Source organism: Paraburkholderia sp. GAS199 (assembly GCF_050436585.1).
Taxonomy (GTDB): domain Bacteria; phylum Pseudomonadota; class Gammaproteobacteria; order Burkholderiales; family Burkholderiaceae; genus Paraburkholderia.
Window position 1 is genome coordinate 1,230,318 of record NZ_JBNDMM010000002.1, and the last position, 24,125, is coordinate 1,254,442.

The 24,125-nt window shown below is 61.7% G+C and carries 21 protein-coding genes; 7 read left to right on the forward strand and 14 right to left on the reverse strand.

Translation table 11 applies throughout. The annotated features are described in order from the left end of the window. Nucleotides 1–209 precede the first annotated feature (209 nt). Together P3T18_RS11595 and P3T18_RS11600 are read right to left on the reverse strand one after the other, a co-directional pair. The gene (locus P3T18_RS11595; RefSeq protein WP_429300032.1) at nt 210–779 is read right to left on the reverse strand and encodes a flavodoxin family protein; all 570 of its coding nucleotides are present in this window, start codon (nt 777–779) and stop codon (nt 210–212) included. Nucleotides 780–907: 128 nt separating this feature from the next. Beyond that, a complete protein-coding gene (locus P3T18_RS11600) occupies nt 908–1,510 on the reverse strand; it encodes a YbhB/YbcL family Raf kinase inhibitor-like protein (protein WP_429300033.1) in 603 nt (200 codons plus the stop codon). A 265-nt stretch (nt 1,511–1,775) separates the two neighbouring features. Here P3T18_RS11600 and P3T18_RS11605 point away from each other — a divergent pair, with 265 nt between their 5' ends. Beyond that, nucleotides 1,776–2,456 (forward strand): response regulator, encoded by a 681-nt coding sequence (locus tag P3T18_RS11605; RefSeq protein ID WP_429300034.1) that lies wholly within the window; start codon nt 1,776–1,778, stop codon nt 2,454–2,456. Nucleotides 2,457–2,569: 113 nt separating this feature from the next. Here the strand turns inward: P3T18_RS11605 and P3T18_RS11610 are convergent, their stop codons facing one another. Next, nucleotides 2,570–3,256, reverse strand: a complete 687-nt coding sequence (locus P3T18_RS11610) for an orotate phosphoribosyltransferase (protein WP_233832456.1) — start codon at nt 3,254–3,256, stop codon at nt 2,570–2,572. 384 nt (nt 3,257–3,640) lie between these two features. Here P3T18_RS11610 and P3T18_RS11615 point away from each other — a divergent pair, with 384 nt between their 5' ends. Together P3T18_RS11615 and P3T18_RS11620 are read left to right on the forward strand one after the other, a co-directional pair. Continuing rightward, nucleotides 3,641–4,873, forward strand: a complete 1,233-nt coding sequence (locus P3T18_RS11615; RefSeq protein ID WP_429300035.1) for an MFS transporter — start codon at nt 3,641–3,643, stop codon at nt 4,871–4,873. Nucleotides 4,874–5,196: 323 nt separating this feature from the next. Further along, nucleotides 5,197–7,479 carry an NADP-dependent malic enzyme gene (locus P3T18_RS11620; RefSeq protein ID WP_429300036.1) on the forward strand — a complete coding sequence of 761 codons (2,283 nt, stop codon included), beginning with the start codon at nt 5,197–5,199 and terminating at the stop codon, nt 7,477–7,479. A gap of 586 nt (nt 7,480–8,065) precedes the next feature. Here the strand turns inward: P3T18_RS11620 and P3T18_RS11625 are convergent. Next, nucleotides 8,066–11,665, reverse strand: coding sequence for an indolepyruvate ferredoxin oxidoreductase family protein (locus P3T18_RS11625; protein WP_429300037.1), 3,600 nt, complete (start codon nt 11,663–11,665; stop codon nt 8,066–8,068). A 358-nt stretch (nt 11,666–12,023) separates the two neighbouring features. On the opposite strand from P3T18_RS11625, the gene P3T18_RS11630 reads away from it, so the two are divergent. After that, nucleotides 12,024–12,224, forward strand: a complete 201-nt coding sequence (locus P3T18_RS11630) for a hypothetical protein (RefSeq protein WP_429300038.1) — start codon at nt 12,024–12,026, stop codon at nt 12,222–12,224. Between the two features lie 124 nt (nt 12,225–12,348). Here P3T18_RS11630 and hppD read toward each other — a convergent pair whose 3' ends face one another. Beyond that, entirely contained in the window at nt 12,349–13,446 is a 1,098-nt protein-coding gene (hppD, locus tag P3T18_RS11635; RefSeq protein ID WP_429300039.1) for a 4-hydroxyphenylpyruvate dioxygenase, read from the reverse strand. A 160-nt stretch (nt 13,447–13,606) separates the two neighbouring features. On the opposite strand from hppD, the gene P3T18_RS11640 reads away from it, so the two are divergent. Further along, on the forward strand, nt 13,607–14,104 hold the full coding sequence (locus P3T18_RS11640; RefSeq protein WP_429300040.1) for an Lrp/AsnC family transcriptional regulator: 498 nt from the start codon (nt 13,607–13,609) through the stop codon (nt 14,102–14,104). 89 nt (nt 14,105–14,193) lie between these two features. On the opposite strand, the gene P3T18_RS11645 is transcribed toward P3T18_RS11640, so the two are convergent. The 8 genes from P3T18_RS11645 to paaA all read right to left on the reverse strand — a co-directional run bounded on the left by P3T18_RS11645 (nt 14,194) and on the right by paaA (nt 20,536). Further along, on the reverse strand, nt 14,194–14,862 hold the full coding sequence (locus P3T18_RS11645) for a GNAT family N-acetyltransferase (RefSeq protein WP_429300041.1): 669 nt from the start codon (nt 14,860–14,862) through the stop codon (nt 14,194–14,196). Nucleotides 14,863–15,094: 232 nt separating this feature from the next. Then, nucleotides 15,095–15,703 carry a TetR/AcrR family transcriptional regulator gene (locus P3T18_RS11650; RefSeq protein ID WP_429300042.1) on the reverse strand — a complete coding sequence of 203 codons (609 nt, stop codon included), beginning with the start codon at nt 15,701–15,703 and terminating at the stop codon, nt 15,095–15,097. A gap of 14 nt (nt 15,704–15,717) precedes the next feature. Further along, nucleotides 15,718–16,530, reverse strand: a complete 813-nt coding sequence (locus P3T18_RS11655) for a DUF1835 domain-containing protein (RefSeq protein WP_429300043.1) — start codon at nt 16,528–16,530, stop codon at nt 15,718–15,720. A 195-nt stretch (nt 16,531–16,725) separates the two neighbouring features. Then, on the reverse strand, nt 16,726–17,814 hold the full coding sequence (gene paaE / locus P3T18_RS11660; RefSeq protein ID WP_429300044.1) for a 1,2-phenylacetyl-CoA epoxidase subunit PaaE: 1,089 nt from the start codon (nt 17,812–17,814) through the stop codon (nt 16,726–16,728). Between the two features lies 1 nt (nt 17,815). Beyond that, nucleotides 17,816–18,358, reverse strand: a complete 543-nt coding sequence (gene paaD, locus P3T18_RS11665) for a 1,2-phenylacetyl-CoA epoxidase subunit PaaD (RefSeq protein ID WP_429300045.1) — start codon at nt 18,356–18,358, stop codon at nt 17,816–17,818. A 43-nt stretch (nt 18,359–18,401) separates the two neighbouring features. Next, nucleotides 18,402–19,205: a 1,2-phenylacetyl-CoA epoxidase subunit PaaC gene (paaC, locus tag P3T18_RS11670; RefSeq protein ID WP_429300046.1), complete on the reverse strand. Its 804-nt coding sequence runs from the start codon at nt 19,203–19,205 to the stop codon at nt 18,402–18,404. Between the two features lie 8 nt (nt 19,206–19,213). Then, nucleotides 19,214–19,498, reverse strand: coding sequence for a 1,2-phenylacetyl-CoA epoxidase subunit PaaB (gene paaB / locus P3T18_RS11675; RefSeq protein ID WP_168795449.1), 285 nt, complete (start codon nt 19,496–19,498; stop codon nt 19,214–19,216). A 39-nt stretch (nt 19,499–19,537) separates the two neighbouring features. Further along, nucleotides 19,538–20,536, reverse strand: a complete 999-nt coding sequence (gene paaA, locus P3T18_RS11680; RefSeq protein WP_429300047.1) for a 1,2-phenylacetyl-CoA epoxidase subunit PaaA — start codon at nt 20,534–20,536, stop codon at nt 19,538–19,540. A gap of 238 nt (nt 20,537–20,774) precedes the next feature. Here paaA and P3T18_RS11685 point away from each other — a divergent pair, with 238 nt between their 5' ends. Next, nucleotides 20,775–22,397 carry an NAD(P)/FAD-dependent oxidoreductase gene (locus P3T18_RS11685; protein ID WP_429300048.1) on the forward strand — a complete coding sequence of 541 codons (1,623 nt, stop codon included), beginning with the start codon at nt 20,775–20,777 and terminating at the stop codon, nt 22,395–22,397. A gap of 94 nt (nt 22,398–22,491) precedes the next feature. After that, nucleotides 22,492–23,760, forward strand: coding sequence for an SGNH/GDSL hydrolase family protein (locus P3T18_RS11690; protein WP_429300049.1), 1,269 nt, complete (start codon nt 22,492–22,494; stop codon nt 23,758–23,760). 46 nt (nt 23,761–23,806) lie between these two features. On the opposite strand, the gene P3T18_RS11695 is transcribed toward P3T18_RS11690, so the two are convergent. After that, nucleotides 23,807–24,125: hypothetical protein (locus tag P3T18_RS11695; RefSeq protein ID WP_429300050.1), on the reverse strand; the 319-nt coding region annotated here is incomplete at its 5' end.

Below are 24,125 nucleotides of genomic sequence, written 5' to 3' on the forward strand. Positions count from 1 at the left end.
TTGCGGGGAAACGGGGCGCAACGCGGCGCCGGAACGTCATTTTAAGACGTGATGGCGCCGGACGTGCGAAACGAGGGTAAAAAAACGACGATGCGCGCCGAAAGTGACATTGGCGTGACCTGATGCACGTCAGTTGCGCGCCGATGCCGGCGACTTCGCAGCAGGCGGCGTTGCCGCGCTTAGCTGCCGGCAAACGCTCATGACCTCGCTCAGCCGCCGGCGAGCCAGCGCGCGGTCACGCCCGCCACGCGCACGCCGAACAGGCGCGCCGTTTCGAGGTCGCCTGCGGGCGGTGCTTCCTCGGGCGTGGCGTCGGCGGGCGACTGTGTGAGCAATCCTGTCGAGCCACCGACGAAGTTCAGATCGTTGCGCGTCGCCGCCTTGGTGTTCGACGGCATCATGCCGGTGCCGGCCCAGACCATGCCGTGCTGCATTGCCAGCGTGACGAAATACTGGATGGTCGAGAATTTGTCGCCGTTCATGGTCGCCGAGTTGGTGAAGCCGGCGGCGATCTTGTCCTTCCACGTCTGGCCGAACCACGCCTTCGAACTCGCGTCGGCGAATTTCTTGAAGTCGGCGGACGGGCCGCCCATGTAGGTCGGCGCACCGAACACGATGGCATCGGCCGCGGCAAGTTCGCCCCACGCGTCGTCGTCGATCTCGCCGACCGGCAGCAGCCGCGCTTCGGCGCCTGCTTCGGTCAGTCCGTCCAGCACGGCTTCGGCCACACGTTTGGTATGGCCGTAGCCGCTGTGATACACGATGACGATCTTCGACATGACGTTCTCCGACAAGTTGAAAGGATGAGCGTGAGAAGGGTGGCAGTTGAAACCGGCTGGCACTGCAACGACGACGTGCGCCGACGACAGCGGCAGCGTGAGGCAGAGGCGGCGCGGCGGGCGCGGTGTCAGCGCCCGTAGCTGACAACCATACGCGCACTGCCGAGCGTTGCCGTGCCGATCTCGTGATCGAACATCAGCGCCGGCCGTCCTTGTGCGAGGCGCAGGTCGGCTGTGTTGAGCGCATAAACGGTGACGACATATCGATGCGGTTTGCCGGCCGGCGGACACGGACCGCCGTAGCCGTCGGTGTCGAAGTCGTTGCGCGCTTCGACCGCGCCGAGTTTCTTCAGGAAACCAGACGAACTGGCATTTTCCGGCAGGCTGACGACGTTAGCCGGAATGCCGGCGACGGCCCAGTGCCACCAGCCGCGGCCGGGTGCATCCTGATCGAAGATGGTGACTGCGAAACTGCGCGTGCCGGCCGGTGCATCGTGCCAACTCAGTTGCGGCGAACGATTGCCGCCTTTGCAGTCGTCCTGATTGAAAACCTGCGCGTTATCCACGTTGCCACCCGCCCGGAAACTGGCGCTGCTCAGTGCGAACGCACCTTCGGCGAGTGCATGCGGGCCATACGCCGCGCAAAGCGCGAGACTCAGCATCGCGCTGGTGAAGGACGGCATACGGCGGACGGGCGAAGCAAGCGAAACGACCAGGCAACGCGAACGCATGTGCCGATTCTCCTGTCAGGGCGCGAGGCGGACGTCCTCGCGATGATTATTGTCCCTATTTTGTACCCCAAGGTCGAATCGAGTCTAACATTAGCTCTACGATGCTTCATTCTTGATGCGCGCGGGACTTGGACGACTGGAAATCGGATATAGTCAGAGCAATTGTCCGCGCGAATTTTGTGCCGCGCACCCATCTGTTTGAGTACCAAGAATAGAACGCATGTCTGAAGTATTGGAGAGAGTTTTATCCGTAGAGGGGAGGGCAATGCAAGATCCCACCAAGGTCAGGGTCGTGGTAGCAGACGACCACCCCGTGATTCTGTTTGGCGCCGAACAGGCTTTGCTCAAGTTCCCCGGCATGCAGGTCGTAGCACGTGCACGCCAATCAACCGAGTTGATCAAAATATTGCAAACGGTAGAGTTCGACGTGCTGGTCACCGATCTCGCCATGCCCGGCGGCCAGTTCGGCGACGGCCTGCCGCTGATCGGCTATCTGCGTCGCAATTTTCCTACTCTGCCCATCGTCGTACTGACGATGCTGGAGAATGCCGCACTTCTCAAGCGCCTGAGCGAACTCGGCGTGAACTCGGTCGTCAACAAGTCGGACGATCTGAGCCATATCGGTCTGGCGGTTCAGCATGTCAGCCGCAACCTGGAATACATGAGTCCGTCGGTCAAGGCGTCGCTTGAAACGCTGCGCATGAATGCCGGCGGCAAGAGCGACGAAGTCATGCTGTCGCGGCGCGAGCTGGAAGTCGTACGGCTGTTCGTCTCGGGCAAGACGATCAAGGAAATCTCGGAACAGCTCAACCGCAGCATCAAGACGATCAGCACGCAGAAGAACACCGCCATGCGCAAGCTGGGCATCGATCGTGATTCGGAGCTGTTCCAGTATGCGCAGAGCAACGGCTTGCTGAACCTGTCGTCGAGCAGCAATACGCCGTAACGCCGGTCGTCGCGTGGGCGGCCATTCACATTCGGCTCGCCAAAAACAGAAAGGCCGCCTGTCTCGTCGACAGGCGGCCTTCTTTCATTCACGCCGCATGAAACGGCGGGAGATTACTGCGGCGAAGCCGTAGCGCCGCCGTGCGCCGCCGACCATTCCGCCGGTGCGTGCAGGAATTTTTCGACTTCGTCGAGCGTCTTGGTGTCGAAATACTTGTTGTCTTTCGCGACGCGCAGCACGTCCCACCACGTGGCCAGCGCGTGCAGATCGACGTCGATGTCTTTCAGCACCGACACGCTTTCCTTGAAGATGTTGTAGTGGAACAGCACGAAGCAGTGGTTCACCGTGGCGCCGGCCGTGCGCAGCGCATTGATGAAGTTGATCTTGCTGCGGCTGTCCGTGGTCAGGTCTTCGACGAGCAGAACGCGTTGGCCTTCGGTGAGCAGACCTTCGATCTGCGCGTTACGGCCGAAACCCTTCGGCTTCTTGCGCACGTATTGCATCGGCACCATCAGACGGTCGGAGAGCCACGCGGCGAACGGGATGCCGGCGGTTTCGCCACCGGCGACCGCGTCGATCTGCTCATAGCCGACGTCGCGCAGGATGGTGGCTTCCGCCATTTCCATCAGACCGCGGCGCACGCGCGGATACGAGATCAGCTTGCGGCAGTCGATATAAACCGGGCTCGCCCAGCCGGACGTGAAAATGTACGGTTTCTCCGCGTTGAAGTGCACTGCTTGCACTTCCAGCAGCATCTTGGCGGTGGTGTCGGAGATCGTCTGGCGATCGAAGCCTGTCATGGGCGGATCCTTGGGTGTGAGCGGGAGAAGCGGGCGCGGGGCCCGGTGGCGCAACAAGCGAGGTATGCCGCGCCGTGAAGGGCGGCGCCTTGATAGGCAAATACGTAGCCGGTCAGTGGAGTACAGGCCGGTTTTTGCTGCGCGCGTAGCCCGACATTTTACCCGAAACAGGACCTTCCGAGGAGCCGGTCATGCCCAGCGCATGCGAATGACGGCTATCACGTGCACGCGCGAGCGCTTTTCACGCAGCGCTTCGGCATTGTGCGACGCCGGGCGACTCGCGGATTTTTGCCTGCTTGTGAGCCGCCAGGCACGCCTTTACACTCACGCGAATTTCCCGGACGCGCGACCGCCGCGCCCCGTCTGACCTACGGAACGCTTTCGATGAATGCCGCCTCTTCCCCGACCGGAACCCGCGAACCCGCCCGCCGTGGCTATGCCGGGCGCGCGCTGGTCGCCTCGGTGCTCGGCTATGCCATGGACGGCTTCGACCTGCTGATTCTCGGCTTCATGCTGCCGGTCATTGCGCTCGATCTGCATCTGAGCTCGGCGCAGGCCGGCTCGCTCGTCACGTGGACGCTGATCGGCGCAGTGGCGGGCGGTCTGATCTTCGGCGTGTTGAGCGACTACTTCGGCCGCGTGCGCATGCTCACGTGGACCATCCTGATCTTCGCGGTCTTCACCGGTTTGTGCGCACTGGCGCAGGGTTACGCCGACCTGCTGACGTATCGCACCATCGCGGGCATCGGGCTCGGCGGCGAGTTCGGCATCGGCATGACGCTGGTGGCCGAAGCCTGGCCCGCGTCGCAGCGAGCGCGGGTCTCCTCGTATGTCGGGCTGGGCTGGCAGCTCGGCGTGCTGGCGGCGGCGCTGCTGACGCCCTTGCTGTTGCCGCTGATCGGCTGGCGCGGCATGTTCGCGCTCGGTCTGCTGCCGGCGGTGGTGTCGTTCTTCGTGCGGCGCCGTGTCGAAGAACCCGCGCTGTTCACCGAGCGCGCCGCGCGCGGCATGCGCAAGCTTCCGCTGAAACTCTTGGTTGCCGATGCGCGCACCACGCGCGCAAGCATCGGCGTCGCGATTCTGTGTTCGGTCCAGAACTTCGGCTACTACGGCTTGATGATCTGGCTGCCGAGCTATCTGTCGAAGACGTTCGGCTATTCGCTCACCAAATCCGGTGTGTGGACCGCGGCGACGGTGCTGGGCATGGCCGCCGGCATCTGGCTGTTCGGCGTCGCGGCCGATCGCTTTGGACGCAAGCCGACATTCCTGCTGTATCAGGCGGGCGCCGTGGTCATGGTCTTCGTCTACGCACACCTGAGCACGCCGACGGCGCTTCTGATCGGCGGCGCGGCGATGGGTGTGTTCGTCAACGGCATGATCGGGGGTTATGGCGCGCTGATTTCCGAGCTTTTCCCAACCGACGCGCGCGCCACGGCGCAGAACGTTCTCTTCAACATCGGCCGCGCAGTGGGCGGTTTTGGTCCGGTGACGGTGGGTGCGCTCGCGGCGCATTATTCGTTCGCGGTCGCTCTCGCGCTGCTCGCTTCGATCTATCTGCTCGACATCTTCGCGACGCTGTTCCTGATCCCGGAACGACGCGGCGCCAAACTCGAATGACATGCGTATGACGTCCAGGTGACCTCCGCGTGTCACGTGGTACTCGCTGACCGACAGGCCGTGCAATGCGGCGCTGCAGCAATGCCGGCGGCTGTTTCGCCGATGGTGAGACGGCGTTAACCGCTCAGTGCACAGCGGCATTCGGGGGTACACTAACCGACCCGCGAAGCACTCCGTACCGTCTTGCCCTCCGCTTAGGTTCGACGCCGCGCTCAACCGGCGCTCGCGAAAACCGCCGCAGTCGATTACCCATTCGATAGACGAGAAGCGGCGCCAACGGTGCGATGTGTCCGGCCCAATTACTTACGTCTCGCAGGTTAAAAATGGACGAACAACTCAAGCAAAGCGCTCTCGCATACCACCAGAATCCGAAACCCGGCAAGATTTCGGTTACGCCAACCAAGCCGTTGTCGAATCAGCTCGACCTGTCGCTCGCGTACTCGCCGGGCGTCGCCGCAGCGTGTATGGCCATTTACGACGAACCGCTCGACGCGCAGAAGTACACCTCGCGCGGCAACCTGGTCGGCGTGATCACGAACGGCACGGCCGTGCTCGGTCTTGGCAACATCGGCCCGCTCGCCGCGAAGCCGGTGATGGAAGGCAAGGGCTGCCTGTTCAAGAAGTTCGCCGGCATCGACGTGTTCGACATCGAACTCTCCGAGTCGGACCCGGACAAGCTGGTCGAGGCTATCGCGATGCTCGAGCCGACTCTCGGCGGCATCAACCTCGAAGACATCAAGGCGCCGGAATGCTTCTACATCGAGAAGAAGCTCCGCGAGCGCATGAAGATTCCCGTTTTCCACGACGATCAGCACGGCACGGCGATCATCGCGTCGGCGGCCATCCTGAACGGCCTGAAAGTGGTCGGCAAGAAACTCGACGAAGTGAAGCTGGTGTGTTCCGGCGCGGGCGCGGCGGCGATCGCGTGTCTGGATCTGCTGGTGAATCTGGGCCTGTCGAAAAAGAACATTCTCGTCACGGATTCGAAGGGCGTGATCTACGAAGGCCGCGGCAATCTGGATCCGTCGAAAGAGCGCTACGCCGCCACCACCGAAGCACGTACCCTGGCCGACGCGATTCGCGGCGCCGACGTGTTCCTCGGCTGCTCGAGCGCCGGCGTGCTGAAGCCGGAAATGGTCGTCGAAATGGGCACGCAGCCGCTGATCCTGGCGCTGGCGAATCCGGAGCCGGAAATCCGTCCTGAAGACGCGAAGAAAGTGCGCCCGGACTGCATCATCGCGACGGGCCGTTCGGACTACCCGAACCAGGTCAACAACGTGCTGTGCTTCCCGTTCATTTTCCGCGGCGCGCTGGATGTCGGCGCGACCACGATCACGGAAGAAATGAAGCTCGCGTGCGTGCGCGCGATCGCCGAACTCGCCGAAGAAACCGATCAGGGCGACGAAGTCGCGAAAGCGTATGAAGGTCATTCGCTCGAATTCGGTCCGGAATATCTGATTCCGAAGCCGTTCGATCCGCGCCTCATCATCAAGATCGCACCGGCCGTCGCTCAGGCCGCCATGGACTCGGGCGTCGCGACCCGTCCGATCAAGGACATGGACGCGTACCGCGAAGAACTCGGCACGACCGTGTACCGCACCGGCATGGTCATGCGTCCGGTGTTCGCCGCCGCGAAGTCGGAGCCGGCGCGCATCGTGTTCGCGGAAGGTGAAGACGAACGCGTGCTGCGCGCTGCGCAATTCGTGCTGCTGGAAAAGATCGCCAAGCCGATTCTGGTCGGTCGTCCGTCCGTCATCGAAATGCGTCTGAAGAAGATGGGCTCGAAGCTCAAGTGCGGCGAAGACGTGGAGATCGTCGATCCGGAAGACGATCCGCGTTATCAGCAATGCTGGCAGGCGTACCACGAACTCGGCGCGCGCGAAGGCGTGACGCCAGACGTGGCGAAGGCCGCGATGCGCAAGTTCAATACGCTGATCGGCGCGATCCTCGTGCGTCTGGGCGAAGCCGACGGCATGATCTGCGGCATGATCGGCCAGTACCACACGCACCTGAAGTTCATCGAGCAGGTGCTGGGCAAGGCGGACAACGTGCAGAACTTTGCCGCCATGAATCTGCTGATGCTGCCGGGCCGCAATCTGTTCATCTGCGACACGTACGTGAACGAAACGCCAACCGCCGAGCAACTTGCCGACATGACGATGCTCGCGTCGCGCGAAATCGAGAAGTTCGGCATCACGCCGAAGGTTGCGCTGTTGTCGAACTCGAACTTCGGCAGCGCGCCGTCTTCGTCGTCGCAACGTATGGCCGCGGCTCGCAAGCTGATCGCCGAGCGTGCGCCGTCGCTCGAGATCGACGGTGAAATGCATGGCGACGCGGCGTTGTCGGAAGCCGTCCGCAAGGCTGCGTTCCCGGGCACGACGCTTTCCGGCGAAGCGAATCTGCTGATCATGCCGAACGTCGAGGCAGCGAACATCACGTACAACCTGCTGAAGATGATCGGCGGCGAAGGCGTGACGGTGGGCCCGTTCCTGCTGGGCGCCGAAAAGCCGGTGCACATCCTGACGCCGGCCGCAACCGTGCGCCGCATCATCAACATGACCGCGGTGGCGTCGGCCAACGCGCGCAAGCGGGAAAACGCGCAGTAACGTTTATGCGCTGACACTCGATTGAGCATCGCCTCGCGCGATGCTCAACGAAGGTCTCGAACAACGCCGCGGAAGCGATTCCGTGGCGTTTTTTTTGCCGGACGCGGATGCCAGCGCAGCGCGGTCTCATGAATCAATGCGACTGGTCGTTGAGGTTTCAGAGTGCTCCTATTCGAGTCGCGATGACACTTTTGTAAAGTTACTTCTGAGGCGCGGCGTTACTCGAATGCAGCGGGACAGTCGGCTGGGTCAACCCGATGCATCGACCAGACGCGGCGCCTCAACCGATGTAGAGAAGACGAAGTACCAAGGGTGCAAGCAGTCATTGTTGTTTCAGGTAAAGCAGTTGTTGTGTGTTGTTGCAGTCGATGTTGTTGTGAGTAGAGAAGTTGAAGTGTGCAGGTGCAGTACGCTGGTGAAGAGAAGTAGGCAGTTGTAGTTGTAGTTGTAGTTGTAGTTGTAGTCGTAGGAAAAAGCAGTACCGTCTGTTCCGTTGAAGCAGACAAAAAAAGGCGACTGTCCGCAAGGACAGCCGCCTTTTCCTTTTTTAGCGCCGAAGTATTGCGCTCAGTTCAACTTCGCCGCATCACGCCGCGTGCTGCGTTTTTCCTGCGTCGGTCGAACGCCACCGTGCGAGCAACTCGTTCCACTTGATGCGCACGCCCTTCAGGTTGTTTTCCTTCACGTGACCGTAACCGCGAATTGCGTCCGGTAGATTCGCCAGTTCGACGGCCAGTTCGCGCTTCTGCACGGACAGTCCCGCGATCACCTCGCGCACCAATGCTTCGTACTCGCCAATCAGCGCGCGTTCGGTGCGACGTTCCTCCGTTTTACCGAACACATCGAGCTCCGTGCCGCGCAAGAATTTGAAGCGCGCTAGCACATGCATTGCGCTGAACACCCACGGTCCGTATTTTTTCTTGACCAGGTGACCTTGGGCGTCGGTCTTGGAGAACGTCGGCGGCGCGAGGTGAATGTGCAGTTTCCAGTCGCCTTCGAAATTCGCCTTCAGCTTTTCGATGAACGCAGGATCGCTATACAGACGCGCAACTTCATACTCGTCCTTGTAAGCCATCAGCTTGTGCAGATTCTTCGCCACCGCTTCAGTCAGAGGCAACTGGCTGTCGGGGACGTCGAGTGCGGATTCCGCCGTGCGCACCTGCGATACCAGCGCGCGATAGCGCTCGGCGTAGGTGGCGTTCTGATAAGCGGCGAGATATTGAGCCCGCTTGTCGATCAGCGTGTCGAGCGCCTTCGGCGTGTGCAGCGCGATGATCTTGCTGCTCGTCGTTTCGTCGGCTGCGCCGCGTCCCTGCGATTGAGCGAGCTTGCGTACGCCGGCGAGGTCGTGTGCGGCACGGCGTCCCCATTCGAACGCCGCGCGATTCTTCTCGATTTGCACGTTGTTCAGCTCGATCGCGCGCATCAGCGATTGATACGTCAGCGGCACCCAGCCGCGTTGCCATGCGTAGCCGAGCACGAACGGATTCGTGTAAATCGCGTCGCCGAGCAGCGCGACCGCGAAGTGATTCGCGTCGACCATATCGACGCCATCTTCACCCGCGCCGGCACGCACGTCCGCTTCCGTGCTGCTGCCCGGAAAGCGCCAGTTCGGGTTCTTGATGAGTTCGGCGGTCGGTGTATGCGCGCTATTGAGCACGACTCGCGTGCGGCCCGCCTGCATCCGCGAGACGCATTCGTCGCTGGCGGTCACGATTGCATCGCAGCCGATCACGAGGCTCGCTTCGCCCATGGCAATGCGCGTTGCGTGGATGTCGGCCGGCTGGTTGGCGATCTGCACGTGGCTCATCACGGCGCCGCCCTTCTGCGCGAGACCCGTTACGTCCAGCACGGTGACGCCCTTGTTTTCCAGATGCGCGGCCATGCCGAGCAATGCGCCGATCGTGACGACGCCGGTGCCGCCCACGCCGGTCACGAGCACGCCATACGGGCGGCCGATCGGCGGCAGTTCCGGTTCCGGCACCGGCGGCATCGCGTCACCGGCAACGCCCGAGGCAGCCTTCGGCTTGCGCAGCTGACCGCCTTCGACGGAAACGAAACTCGGGCAAAAGCCGTTCACGCACGAGAAATCTTTGTTGCAGGTCGATTGGTTGATTTGCCGCTTCGTGCCGTACTCGGTATCGAGCGGCTCGACCGACAAACAGTTCGACTTGACCGAGCAATCGCCGCAACCTTCGCACACAGCTTCGTTGATCACGACACGGCGCGCCGGATCGGGATACGTGCCGCGTTTGCGGCGGCGGCGTTTTTCGGTGGCGCAGGTCTGGTCGTAGATCAGGATCGTGGTGCCGCTCACTTCGCGCAGCTGACGCTGCACTTCGTCGAGTTTGTCGCGGTGATGGATGTCGATGCCCGGCGCGAGACCCACGTTCGCCGAGTATTTCTCTGGCTGATCGGTGACGATCACGATCTTCGTCGCGCCTTCGGCGGCGAGCTGGTGCGTGATCTGCGGCACGGTCAGCACGCCGTCGACCGGCTGGCCGCCGGTCATTGCCACCGCGTCGTTGTAGAGAATCTTGTAGGTGATGTTTGCCTTCGACGCGATCGCCGCGCGAATGGCCAACAGTCCCGAATGGAAGTAGGTGCCGTCGCCGAGATTGGCGAACACGTGCTTGTCATTCGTGAACGGCGCCTGACCGATCCACGCGACGCCTTCGCCGCCCATCTGGCTGAACGTGCTTGTGCTGCGATCCATCCACACGGTCATGTAGTGGCAGCCGATACCGGCCATTGCGCGCGAGCCTTCCGGCACGTTCGTCGACGTATTGTGCGGGCAGCCGGAGCAGAACCACGGCTTGCGCTCCGCTTCGACACGAGGACGCGCCAGCGCTTTTTCTTTCGCCTCGATCACGGTGATGCGAGCGGCAATGCGCGCGCGCACGTCCGACGGCAGATCGAACTTGTCCAGACGCGTGGCGATCGCCTTGGCGATGATCGCCGGCGACAACTCGTAATGCGCCGGCAGCAGCCAGTTACCCATCGGCACCGACCATTCGCCGCCCGCGCCGTCTTTCTCGTCGAACTTGCCGAATACGCGCGGCCGCTGAGCGTCGGGCCAGTTGTACAACTCTTCCTTGATCGCGTACTCGAGAATCTGGCGTTTTTCTTCGACCACCAGAATTTCTTCGAGCCCTTTCGCGAAGCTGTGCGCGCCCCGCGCTTCGAGCGGCCACACGCAGCCGACCTTGTACAGACGGATGCCGATGCGCGAACAGGTTTCGTCGTCGAGACCGAGATCGGTGAGCGCCTGACGCACGTCGAGATACGCCTTGCCGCCCGTCATGATGCCGAAGCGCGCATGCGGCGAATCGATTTCGACGCGATCCAGTTTGTTCGCGCGCACGTAGGCGAGCGCGGCGTACCACTTGTAGTCGAGCAGACGCGCTTCCTGGACGAGCGGCGGGTCCGGCCAGCGGATGTTCAGCCCGCCCTCGGGCATCGCGAAGTCTTCCGGAAGAATAATTTTGGTGCGGTGCGGATCGATGTCGACGGAAGCCGACGATTCGACCACGTCGGTCACGCACTTCATCGCCACCCACAGACCCGAATAGCGGCTCATGGCCCAGCCGTGCAGGCCGAAGTCGAGATATTCCTGCACGTTGGACGGAAACAGCACCGGCAGCCCGCATGCCTTGAAGATGTGCTCGGACTGGTGAGCCAGCGTGGACGATTTGGCCGCGTGGTCGTCGCCGGCAAGCACCAGAACGCCGCCATTGCGCGCCGAACCAGCCGAATTGCCGTGCTTGAAGACGTCACCGGAACGGTCGACGCCGGGGCCTTTGCCGTACCACATCGAAAACACGCCGTCGTATTTCGCGCTGGGGTACAGGTTGACCTGCTGGGAGCCCCACACGGCCGTGGCCGCGAGGTCTTCGTTGACGCCGGGCTGGAACACGACCTGATGCGCGGCGAGATGCTGTTTCGCCTTCCACAACGACTGGTCGAGTCCGCCGAGTGGCGATCCGCGGTAGCCCGAGATGAACCCGGCGGTATTGAGCCCGGCGGCCCGGTCGCGTTCCTGCTGCAGCATGGGCAGACGCACCAGCGCCTGAATTCCGCTCATGTACGCGCGGCCGCGTTCGAGCGTGTATTTGTCGTCTAGCGTGACGGACGAGAGCGCGGCTTCCAGCGAAGCTCGCTGACCTGCGTCTAGCGGGGCATTCATTATGTGTACTCCTCCACCCAGTTTGGGATCACCAAAACTTTTTGGGCCGCGGCATCTTGTGAATGCTTGGGGCCGGGGTCGCCATATTGACGTGTTTTAAGTGATGGTAGCACTGGTAAAAACCCGCCGCAGAGCCTGATGAATTGGTGCGTTGCAGCGTAATTTGCTCAATGTATGAGCAACAAACTTGCGGCTTTGAAAACTTCACACGCTCTTATGTAACAGCCTGTAAAAGCTGCCAATTTGCGGAACCGTGGCTGAATCGTCTGTCTAATAGGCCACCTGCGAGCAATGTCCGCGCAACGCTTCACATTCGGTGGAGCTTCACGACAGCAGGGCAGTTAGAAAAGGAGTACGCATGAACACTAGAAATATCCAGACCTTCCTGATGGTCTCGGCGGCATTTTTCGCCATGAGCGCACCGGTTCGCTCCAACGCAGGCAGTGCAGGGGCGCTGTCCAACGCGGTTATCCGTTCGGCGCAAGTCGCGCCGGCCCGCATTTCGGTGGCGCGCGTCGCGCAGTCCACCAAGGACAGTGAAGACGACCAGAATTCGTGATGCGTCGCTAGAACGGCGTATTGATTGAAAACCGCCGCCGGATTGTCGCCGGTGGCTCGAAACGAAAAAGGGCGAAGATCATCGAGATCTTCGCCCTTTTTCATTCATGCCCGTTTGCCGCAGGTCAGACTTTGTCCTGCACCACGCCGCGGCGAATCTGATCGAGTTCGATCGATTCGAACAGGGCCTTGAAGTTGCCTTCGCCGAAGCCTTGATTTCCCTTGCGCTGGATGATTTCGAAGAAAATCGGCCCGATCTGGTTTTCGGTGAAGATTTGCAGCAGCAGGTCGTCCGGTGCGCCGTCGATCAGAATCTTGCGCTTGCGCAATTCGTCGAGCGGTTCGCCGTGATTCGGCACGCGGCGGTCGACCAGTTCATAGTAGGTGTCGATCGTATCGAGCAGCGAGATTTTCGACTCGCGCAGGCCGTCCACGGTGCGATAAATGTCATTGCTGCCCAGCGCGATGTGCTGGATACCTTCGCCGCGATACGCGTCGAGGTATTCCTGAATCTGCCCCGCGGTTTCCGAACCTTCTTCGTTGATCGGAATGCGGATTTTGCCGCACGGTGATGTCATCGCCTTCGACTTCACGCCGGTCACTTTGCCTTCGATATCGAAGTAGCGCACCTCGCGGAAGTTGAACAGACGCTCGTAGAATTCGGCCCATTCCTGCATGCGCCCGCGGTGGACGTTATGCGTCAGGTGATCGATGTACGTGAGGCCGTGACCAACCGGATACGGGTCCGCGCCGGGAATGGGTTCGAAGTCGACGTCGTAAATATCGATATTGCCGATGCTGTTCGGTTCGGCGCCGTTTTTGCCGCGCCAGCGGTCCACGAAATAGATCAGCGAGTCGCCAATGCCCTTGATCGCCGGAATGTTCAATTCCATCGGGCCGGTTTTGTTGTCGAAACCCCATGCGCCTTTTTCGAGCGCCTGCTGATAAGCCTTGGCAGCGTCCTGCACGCGAAAAGCGATCGCGCAGATCGACGGGCCATGCAGACGCGTGAAGCGTTGAGCGAACGAATCCTGTTCCCCGTTCACGATGAAGTTGATCTCACCTTGGCGATACAGCGTCACGTCTTTATGCCGATGACGCGCGACGGCGGTGAATCCCATCTGTTCGAACAGCTTGCCGAGCGCCTTCGGGTCCGGCGCGGTGTATTCGATGAATTCGAAGCCGTCGGTGCCGACCGGATTTTCCCAAGTTGAAACTTGCATTGTCTGTCTCCTGTTTGCGCCGGCGCGGGGACGTGCGACTAAGCGCGACTGAATGATTGCAAGTGTAAAAGCGTCGCAGCGGCGAAAACTTGCGAACTTAATCATGCGGCGATACGCTTGCGCTATTTTCTAGCGCAATAACTTTGCCGGACGGCAGAAAATGGCCCAAATCGATTTAGACTCAATCGACCGACGCATTCTTGCGATCCTGCAGGAGAACGGACGTTTGTCGAATCAGGAAATCGCGGAGAAGGTGAATCTGTCACCGAGTCCGTGTTTGCGGCGTATCCGCAGGCTTGAGGAGAGCGGAGTTATTCGCGGCTACGTTGCGTTGCTCGACGCGCAACTGCTTGGGCTCGATCTGCTCGCCTACGTCAACGTGCGGCTGGAAAAGCGCGGCGGTTCGGCGCTCAGTCCGCGCGGCGACGCGACGCACGCGGATCTGTTTCGCGCAGCAGTGCAGACATGGCCGGAGGTCGTCGCGTGTCATGCCATGACGGGCGACATGGACTATCTGCTACGAGTACAGGTGAAGGACATGGCGCATTTTTCGCGCTTCGTGCAGGATCAGTTGCTGCACCATCCGTCGGTGATCGACGTGAAAACGAGCTTTTCACTCGAGAAGTTCAAGGAAACGACGGCGCTGCCGATTTTTTAGGCGCTTGGTAACGTGCGCAAGTTGGCGCTTGCCATGAAAAAAGGGCGACCGATGGTCGCCCTTTTTGTGTTGACTGACGTGCTGTCGTGTCAGGCTGCCGCTGCGGTCGGCATAAACGATTCGAACAGCTTTGACGCCTGACGGGCCTGACGCTTCATGGCGTAGTCGAACACGGCGGCTTGTTCCTGCAGCATTTCGGCGATGATGCTCGATTGATCAGCCGGTTGCAGCGTGAGGTAAGCGTCTGCCTCGCCGTACGCATATTCGATCTTCATGCCGGCTTTCTTGGCAATGTGCATCATGGTCGAATTGCGCGACAGGCAGTGCATGTACAGCGTAGTGACATGCGTATTGCGGCTGCGGATGGCGGCGCGCTCGAAGAGCTTCGAGCCGATACCCTGGCCGCGTACGCTTTCAAGTACCGACACGCCGAACTCGGCGGTGCGCTTGTCGCCTTCGGCCGGCAAATAGGCCAGATGGCCGACGCCCGTAAGCTGCAACTGGTTGTCGAACACGCCGAAGACGGTGTCGCGCGTGAAGTCGATGGCGCGAACGTAGTTTTCAATGACGTGATTCGGCACGATCTGGCCGAAGCGCAGCAGACGATCGTCTTCGTCTAACGCGAGGAAGTGGGTAAGCAGCCGCTCGCGGTCGATAGCGGTAAGTTCGCGGACCAGAGCAGGCGCACGACCGGCTGACTGCAATAGGCGATCTTGCGCAATGATCGGCTCGGCGGCGCGCGGTGTAATCAGGTTCATGGTCAGCTTCTCCTATCAATCGAGCGGCGTGGTGCACCGCAAAAACGATTTTACCGGAAGTCCTGACGTCTCACTAGGGAAAACCCCTATCTAAATTTGAAGAAGGTGCCTAAAAAGTTGGCGCCCCATTTTTATCTAACTGATAAATATCGAAATTTAAAATGAACGAGCGTTCGCGACAGGATGTCGCGGGTCGGCAACTATTTCGTATGAATAATGTTGCCATGCATCATCACGACGCCGGAGCGTTCAATCCGTGGTCCACCATGCCGACCACCTGCTCGGCGAATTCCCGGTAGCCCATCCGTCCATCCGGCTTCAGCCAGGTGAAGGTCCAGTTGATCATGCCGAACACCATCATCGTGAGGGCTGTCTGGTTTTCGCGGGTCGCCCGCTCGGGGTAAGCGCGCGCCAGTTGCCGTGCAAACGCCGCGACGACGTCTCGTTGCCGGTTCAGAATCACCTCGCGCTGCGTGTCGACCAGATACTTCACGTCATTCAGCAGCGCGACGTGCCGGCTGTGCGAGGTCTCGTATTCGGAGAGAAATGCGCGAATCAACTCGGCGAACGTTTCGCGCTCGGTCAGGCCGCGCCGCTGGCTCGCACCTTCGACTTCCGCGATGATCAGCATCAGCCTTTTGGTGTACCGGTCCAGCAGATCGAAGAGGATGGCTTCCTTGCTCGCGTAGTAGTGGTACAGGCGTGCTTTCGACGTGCCGCTCGCGGCGGCCAGATCCGCCATCGACGTACTGGGATAGCTGGTCTGCGCGAATTTCGCCGCGGCCAGTTCGAGGATCTGGTCGCGTTGGGTTTCGTGGTCGGGGGCTCGGGTGCGTGCCATGTTTCTTTGTTCTATTAGTTCGGACAGGGAGCGAGCGCCGCGCAGAGTTCCAGCGAGCGCCAGGCGTTGGCGTCGCCGCGCAGCTTGATGCGTCGCGTGGCGGCCAGTTCGCGAAAGCGCCACAGCACGACGGTGTCGCTAACCAGAAAGCCGAGTTCCGCAGCCATCAGTTCCGCGCCGACGCGAGCGGCGGGTTGCCATGTCTCGGTTGCCTGTTCGAGGATCAGCGCGTCGAGTTCGGCAAAGCTGCCGCTGGTGAAGGTGTTGTCCCGCCAGCGGCGCGTTTCGCCGTTCGCGTGTTTGACTTCCTGCCATTCCAACGCAAGACGGCTGATGCGCAGCACCGAAATAGGCGCGGCGTCCGGTAGGCGGGCTTTCAGCACATCGGGTGAAAACATGCCGACCGAAGTAGAGCGATCTTTACGGCTATGCGCCCATGCGCCGGGATCGGTCAGATCGCGAACGGACAGACGCACTTCGTTCAGCCGCTGCGGACTGTTGCGCAAGTGATAGCAGATGCGGCGCAGCGTGAGCTGGTCGGCGGCGCTTTCGCCATGCCAGATCACCAGATTGGCGTCGTCGCGCGCAACTTTTTCCTGCGCGCTCGCCTGTTCGCGAAACTCGCGTAGAAAGTCGCGCTTCGTATCTGCGATAACCCGCTCCCAGAAGTCGGCCCGCACGTCGGGGCCGTCGTCCACGCCGCGCAGCGGACCAACCGCCAGGTCGTCGCGCAGGGCCAGCACGCGCTCGTCACGTCCCGCTTCGCTAAGCGCGGTGCGCAGGGACTCGGCGGCGACGTCGCCATTGGTGAGGTGGATCGTGCTCATTGGCTTGGGCTTTTCGGGTAACGGGGCGCGGCAATCACGCGAACGAACGAATGACAAAAGGGGCCGCTCGTCGATCGGCACGGTCGTGCGATCGTGAGCGGCCCCTAGTGTAAGCGGATCGAGTGCGTGCTGAAAGCGCCACTACGGCCACTGTTGCCGTTGTGCCCGCGCGGCGCTCGATGGCGCTCACAGGCGTTAGCGTTCGTCGAAGCTCACCACAACGCGGTCGCTGATCGGATGGCACTGGCAAGTCAGCACGAAGCCGTCGCGGATCTCGTGTTCTTCCAGCGTGTAGTTCTTTTCCATCTTCACTTCGCCTTCCAGCACCTTCGCGCGGCAGGTACAGCAGACACCGCCTTTGCACGCATAGGGCAGCGCGAGGCCGGCACGCAGACCGACATCCAGCACGCTGACGCCTTGATACGGCAGACGCAACTTGCGCTTTTTCCCGTCGAGCACGATTTCGAGGTCGGCGGCGGGTGTGTCGTCCGTGATTTCGACCGGCGGCACACCGGCTTGCGGCAGTGGCGAGCCGAAGCGCTCCACGTGCACTTTGGCCGCCGGCACGCCTGCGGCTTTCAGCGCGGCTTCGGCGGCGTCCATCATCGGCGCCGGACCGCAGATGAACGCTTCGTCGATCGCGTCGGCGGGCATCAGGTTGTCGATGAATGCCGCGCATTTGTCCTGATTCAGAACGCCGTTGAACAACTCGACGTCCTGCAGATCGTCCGACAGCACGTGATAGAGCACGAATCGGTTCATGAAGCGGTTCTTCAGATCTTCGAGCTCTTCGGCGAACATGATCTGGTCGACGCTGCGGTTGCCGTACACGAGCGTGAACGTGCTGCGCGGCTCGACTTCGAGCGTGGTCTTGATGATCGCGAGGACCGGCGTGATGCCCGAGCCGCCCGAGAACGCAATGTACTGCTGACCCTGCTCGGCGTTCAGATGCGTAAAGAAGCGGCCGTCCGGCGTCATGACGTCGATCGTGTGGCCCGGCTGCAGCGTGTCGAACGCGAAGTTCGAGAAGCGGCCGCCGCGCACGCGCTTGATGCCGATGCGCAGTTCGCCGTCACGGTCGTAGTCGGTCACGCCGACGCAGATCGAGTACGAACGGCGTGTCTCTTCGCCGTCGATGTGCGTTTTCAGTGTGACGAACTGACCCTGCGTAAAACGATAGTGGTCGCGCAGCTCGACCGGGACTTCGAAAGCGACCGAGACCGCGTCGGCGGTTTCGGGCCGTACTTCGCGGATACGCAGCGGATGGAATTGCGGGGTAGCCATATCAGTATGGTTTGAAGTAGTCGAAGGGTTCGCGGCAGTCGATGCAGCGGTACAAGGCTTTGCAGGCTGTCGAGCCGAACTGCGCGAGTCGCTCGGTGTGGGCCGAACCGCAACGCGGGCAGGACGGCGCCGGCAGTGCGCGCGGTACGAAGCGCATGACTTTTTCCTGTGACGCCGGCGCCGCGCTGCCGCAATTGCCGGTGGGCGGCGCGATGCCGTATGCGCGCAGCTTCTCGCGCGCTTCGTCGGTCATCCAGTCGGTGGTCCACGCCGGCGCGAGGACGGTGGCGATGCGATACGGCTTCAATTCGGCGACATCCAGCGCATGACCGACGTCTTCCGCAATCTGCGACATCGCGGGGCAGCCGGAATACGTGGGCGTAATCACGACTTCGAGCGTGCCGTCCTCGGCGCGGCGCACGTCGCGCAGAATGCCGAGTTCGCGAATCGACACTACCGGAATCTCCGGGTCGGGTACCGATTCGAGCACGGCCCACGCGCGATTAAGCGTAGCGTCGGCGGTGGAGGTGGCGGTCGAGGTCATCGTCGGATTCCGTCGAATGAATGCTGTCAGGCGAGTACCAGGGTTACCAGCTGGCGCCGGGATGCTGGCGCGCGAGGCTCTGCATTTCCGCCAGCACGAAGCCCATATGCTCCGAATGCTCGCCGTGCTTGCCCGTGCTGATGTGCTTGACCGGTTCGGGCAAGCTCAACGTGGCTTCGTCCAGCGCGGCGCGCACGTCGTCGAGCCATGCGGTTTCAAGACCGGACGTCACCGGCCCGATGCCAGCGGCCGCGATGCTTTCTTCAACAGAATCGGCGCTGAAAAATTCCCGCGTATAGGGCATCAGATAGTCGAGCGCAGCCTGCGCGCGGCGATGTGACTCGTCGGTGCCGTCACCCAGACGGATCAGCCATTCGCGCGCGTGATGCACGTGATAGCTGGTTTCCTTGATCGACTTCGACGCGATTGCCGCGAGTTGCTCGTCGGTAGACGCGGTGAGTGCCGTCCACAGATGCGCCATCAGCGTCGAATAAAGGAAATTGCGCACGATCGTGACCGCGTAATCCTTGTCGGCGTGCGCGGTGCCAGCCAGCGGGCCGACGTGCGGCAATTCGGCCAGCGTGTAGTTGGCGAACTCGCGCTCGGTGCGGAAATACGCGTAGTCGTCTTCCGTGCGGCTTTTGCCGTCGAGCTGCTGTTCGAGCGAGGCGGCGTGCGTGTACAGCAGACGCGCCTGGCCGATCAGATCGAGGCTCATGTTCGACAGCGCGATGTCCTCTTCGAGGATCGGGCCGTGACCGCACCACTCGGCATTGCGCTGACCGAGAATCAGCGCGGTGTCGGCGAGGCGCAGCACGTATTGCAAATGTTGGGGCGTGATAGTCATGGCCGCGCTTACATGTGGTTGACTTCGTCGGGGAGCGTGTAGAACGTCGGGTGGCGGTAGATCTTGTCGCCAGCCGGTTCGAACAGTTCCGCCTTGTCTTCCGGTGAAGAAGCCGTGATCGCCGACGACGGCACGACCCAGATGCTCACGCCTTCCTGGCGGCGCGTGTAGACGTCGCGCGCCATGCGCAGCGCCATCGGCGCGTCGGCGGCGTGCAGGCTACCGCAGTGCTTGTGGTCGAGTCCCTGCTTGCTGCGCACGAAGACTTCCCAAATCGGCCATTCCTTGTTCATTGCAGATCTCCTGATTCTTTACAGAGCGTGTCGCCGGATTCAGGCGGCTTGCTGTTGTGCGCGCTGGCGCTGTTTTTCGGCATGGGCGAGGGCGGCTTCGCGCACCCAGGCGCCGTCTTCGTGAGCTTTGACGCGGGTGGCGAGGCGTTCGCGGTTGCACGGGCCGTCGCCATTCACGACGCGCCAGAATTCTTCCCAGTCGATGTCACCGTAGTCGTGATGACCGCGCGCTTCATTCCACTTGAGGTCCGGGTCCGGCAGCGTGACGCCGAGCACCTTCGCCTGGTCGACCGTGGCGTCGACGAATTTCTGACGCAGGTCGTCGTTCGAAATGCGCTTGATGCCCCATTTCGACGACTGATTGCTGTGGATCGAATCTTTGTCGCTCGGGCCGAACATCATCAGCACCGGCCACCACCAACGGTTGACGGCCTGCTGGACGAGTTCACGCTGCGCTTCGGTGCCGGCCATCATCGACATCAGCGCGTCGAAACCCTGGCGTTGATGGAACGACTCTTCCTTGCAGATGCGGATCATCGCGCGGGCATACGGGCCGTACGTGCAGCGGCACAGCGGAATCTGGTTCATGATCGCCGCGCCATCCACCAGCCAGCCGATCACGCCGACATCCGCCCAGGTGGGCGTCGGGTAGTTGAAGATGCTCGAATATTTGGCTTTGCCCGCGTGCAGCGCGGCGATCAGCTGGTCGCGCGAGACGCCGAGCGTTTCGGCCGCGCTATATAGATAGAGACCGTGACCGGCTTCGTCCTGCACCTTGGCAAGCAGAATGGCTTTGCGCTTCAGGCTCGGCGCGCGCGAAATCCAGTTGCCTTCCGGCAGCATGCCGACGATTTCCGAGTGCGCGTGCTGTGAAATCTGACGCACCAAGGTTTTGCGGTAGGCCTCGGGCATCCAGTCCTGCGCCTCGACCTTGCCGTCGGCGGCCATGACCGCGTCGAAATGAGCCTGCTCGGGCGAACCCGCAGCCGCATCGAGCGGTGCGACATTGCCGGGGATATCCAGGGATTGCGTGTACATGGGGACGCTCTCAGCGGAAGTTGTCTGTGTCTGCGCAGTATAAACCAACCGACCGGTCGGTTTATAAATTTTTTGAGACGGACAATGTTGGCCGATAGGCCGGTTCTTTCGGAGTCTGTGCGGGGCGCTCCAGATCGGGAAAGCGCGTTTCGCCACGGCAGCCGCCCCGTGCGGACGCTTAACCTATAAAATTGCGAATTGGCTGCGATTTGCCGCCTTCCAGCATCCCCCGGTACTCATGTTACGTCTAAGCGAAATCAAACTCCCGCTCGATCACCCCGAAAGCGCTCTGGAGGCGGCCGTGCGTGCGCGCCTCGCGCAACTCGGCGTCGATGCCGACGGGCTCATCCGATACACCGTGTTTCGCCGTGCGCACGACGCGCGCAAGCGTGCCGACATCAAGCTGACCTATATCGTCGATGTCGACGTGAAAGACGAGGCGGCGGCGCGCAAGCGGCTGGCTGACGTGCCGCATTGCAGCGTGACGCCGGACATGACGTACAAGTTTGTCGCGAAGGCGCCGGCGCAACTGACTGCGCCGCGGCCGGTCGTCATCGGAATGGGGCCGTGTGGACTCTTTGCCGGGCTGATCCTCGCGCAAATGGGTTTCCGGCCGATCATTCTCGAGCGCGGCAAGGCCGTGCGCGAGCGGACGAAAGACACGTTCGGCTTGTGGCGCAAGTCGGTGCTCAACCCTGAATCGAACGTGCAGTTCGGCGAGGGCGGCGCGGGGACCTTCTCGGACGGTAAGCTGTACAGCCAGATCAAGGACCCCAAGCACTACGGGCGTAAGGTGCTCGACGAATTCGTCCGGGCGGGCGCACCGGAAGACATCCTGTACTTGAGCCGGCCCCATATCGGCACATTCCGCCTGGTGAGCATGGTCGAGAAGATGCGCGCGACCATTCACGAACTCGGCGGCGAAGTGCGTTTCGAAACGCGTGTCGACGATATCGACATTGAAAACGGCAAGGTGCGCGGGCTAACGCTTTCGACCGGCGAAACCTTGCGCTGCGATCACGTCGTGCTGGCCGTCGGCCACAGTGCGCGCGATACCTTCCAGATGTTGCACGATCGCGGTGTCTATATTGAAGCCAAGCCGTTTTCCCTCGGGTTCCGGATCGAGCATCCGCAGGGTCTGATCGATCGCAGCCGCTTCGGCAAGTTCGCCGGACACAAGCAACTGGGCGCGGCCGACTACAAGGTCGTGCATCACTGCAGCAACGGACGCGCGGTCTACAGCTTCTGCATGTGCCCGGGCGGCACGGTGGTGGCGGCGACCTCCGAACCGGGACGCGTCGTGACGAACGGTATGAGCCAGTACTCGCGCGCCGAGCGCAACGCCAACGCGGGAATCGTGGTGGGCATTACGCCGGACGACTTTCCGGGCGGTCCGCTCGCCGGGATCGCGTTCCAGCGCAAATGGGAAGAGCGTGCGTACGAACTGGGCGGTGGCAACTACATGGCGCCCGGCCAGCTGGTGGGCGACTTTATTGCCGGCCGGCCGTCAACGTCGTTGGGGTCGGTCGTGCCTTCGTACAAGCCAGGCGTCCATCCCACCGACCTCAGCACGGCGCTGCCGGATTACGTGATCGAGGCAATCCGCGAAGCTTTGCCCGAAATGGACAAGAAAATTGCCGGCTTCGCCATGCATGACGCCGTACTGACAGGTGTCGAGACGCGCACTTCGTCGCCGATCCGCGTGCGTCGCAAAGACGACTATCAAAGCATGAACGTCGAGGGCCTTTATCCGGCAGGCGAAGGCGCGGGTTACGCCGGCGGCATTTACTCGGCAGCGATCGACGGCATCGAAGTGGCCGAAGCGCTGGCTCTGAACATGATGGGCGCACCGGCCGCCTGAAAAACGGAAGGCGGCGCGCGATGCTGCCGCTGCCGTCCGCGATGGGCGAGGCGATCGGGCACAATGCACGTTTCGCCTCGAACCGATCCCCCGAATGACCATTCGCACCTTGGCCGCCGCCTTTGGCGCGGCATTGCTTTGCCAGTTCGCCGTCTCCCCGAACGTTTTCGCTGCCGGATCATCGGCCCATTGGGTCACCGCCTGGGCGACCGCGCTTCAACCGATCCCGCAACGCGCGGACTTGCCGCCTCTGTACCGCGCGCCGGACGTCGCCGGGCGAACCGTGCGTCAGATCGTTTATCCGACTCTGTCGGGTCAGAGCGCGCGCATCCATCTCAGTAACGAATATGGCAAGACGCCGCTCGTCGTCGACGACCTGCGCATTGCCCGTTCGGCCGGCGGCGCGGCGGCGTTGGGCAATGGCGCTGTCCACGTGACTTTCGGCGGCAAGGGCGCCGTGAGCATTCCCGCCGGTGGCGAGCTGGACAGCGATCCCGTCGCGGTTGACGTTGTTGCCGGCGCGCCTTACGCCATCAGCGCAATGATGGGGCCCGAGCAGCGGATCGTGGCCTGGCACCGCGTTTCAAACCAGGTGAACTACGTTTCCACGCCGGGCAATCACACCGGCGACGCGTCCGCCGAAGCGTTTCGCGGACGCTTCACCCAATTCGTGTGGGTGACAGGGCTGTCGGTCGACGCACCCTCGGCGGCGACGGTTGCGGCAATCGGCGACTCGATCACCGACGGCATGCGCTCCAGCCTGAACCAGAACAAACGTTGGCCCGATGCGCTGACCCGGCGCATTGCGGCTTCCGGTGAAAAGACGACGGCCGTCGTCAACCTGGGAATCAGTGGCAACCGGCTACTGAGCGATTCGCCGTGCTACGGCGACGCACTCGCCCGACGCTTCGAGCGCGATGTACTCGACGCCCCAGGTGTGAAGGCCGCGATTCTCCTGATCGGCATCAACGACATCAACTTCGCGGCGATGCCTGCTCACGGCGGCCTCGACTGCGATTTCCCGCATACGACCATTTCTGCTGCGGATTTGATTGCCGGCTACCAGCGCGTGATTGCTGCCGCTCACCATCGCGGCGTGAAGGTGTTCGGCGCGACATTGACGCCGGCTTCGCTGCCTGCGCAGCGCGAAGGCATCCGTGTGGCGGTGAATCAATGGATCCGGACGAGCCATGCGTTCGACGGCGTGGTCGATTTCGACGCCGCGCTGCGCGATCAGGCCCAATCCGATCGCTTGCAGCGCGCCTTCGACAGCGGCGACCACATCCACCCGAGCGACGCCGGCTACGCTGCGATGGCCGCCGCCGTGCCGGTGGACGCGCTGGTGAATTCGATGCGGAAGTGATCCGGTAAAAAATATCTTCGACAAACCCTTGTTACCTGCCCGGCCTTCACCTATTATTCGCCTCCTCGTTTGCGAACGAGGGCCGCGGTGAAACCAGCGGCCGTGGCGTCAACAAGGTTTTAAGCGAAAGCGAAAAAATGTTGTTGACGAAACGAAAAAGAGCCTTCATAATCTCGTTTCTCTGCTGCTGATGCAGCGACGCAGAACGAAGCGGTGCCGGGTGGTGAAGTTGAAGTCCTCCGGTGCGGTTTGGGTAGTGACTGCGTAATCGATCTTTAAAAATTAACAGCCGATAAGTGTGGGCGCTTGATGCGGGATGCGGAGCCGGATCTTTCGGGATCTGGCGTATAGCAGAAGTATCAAGT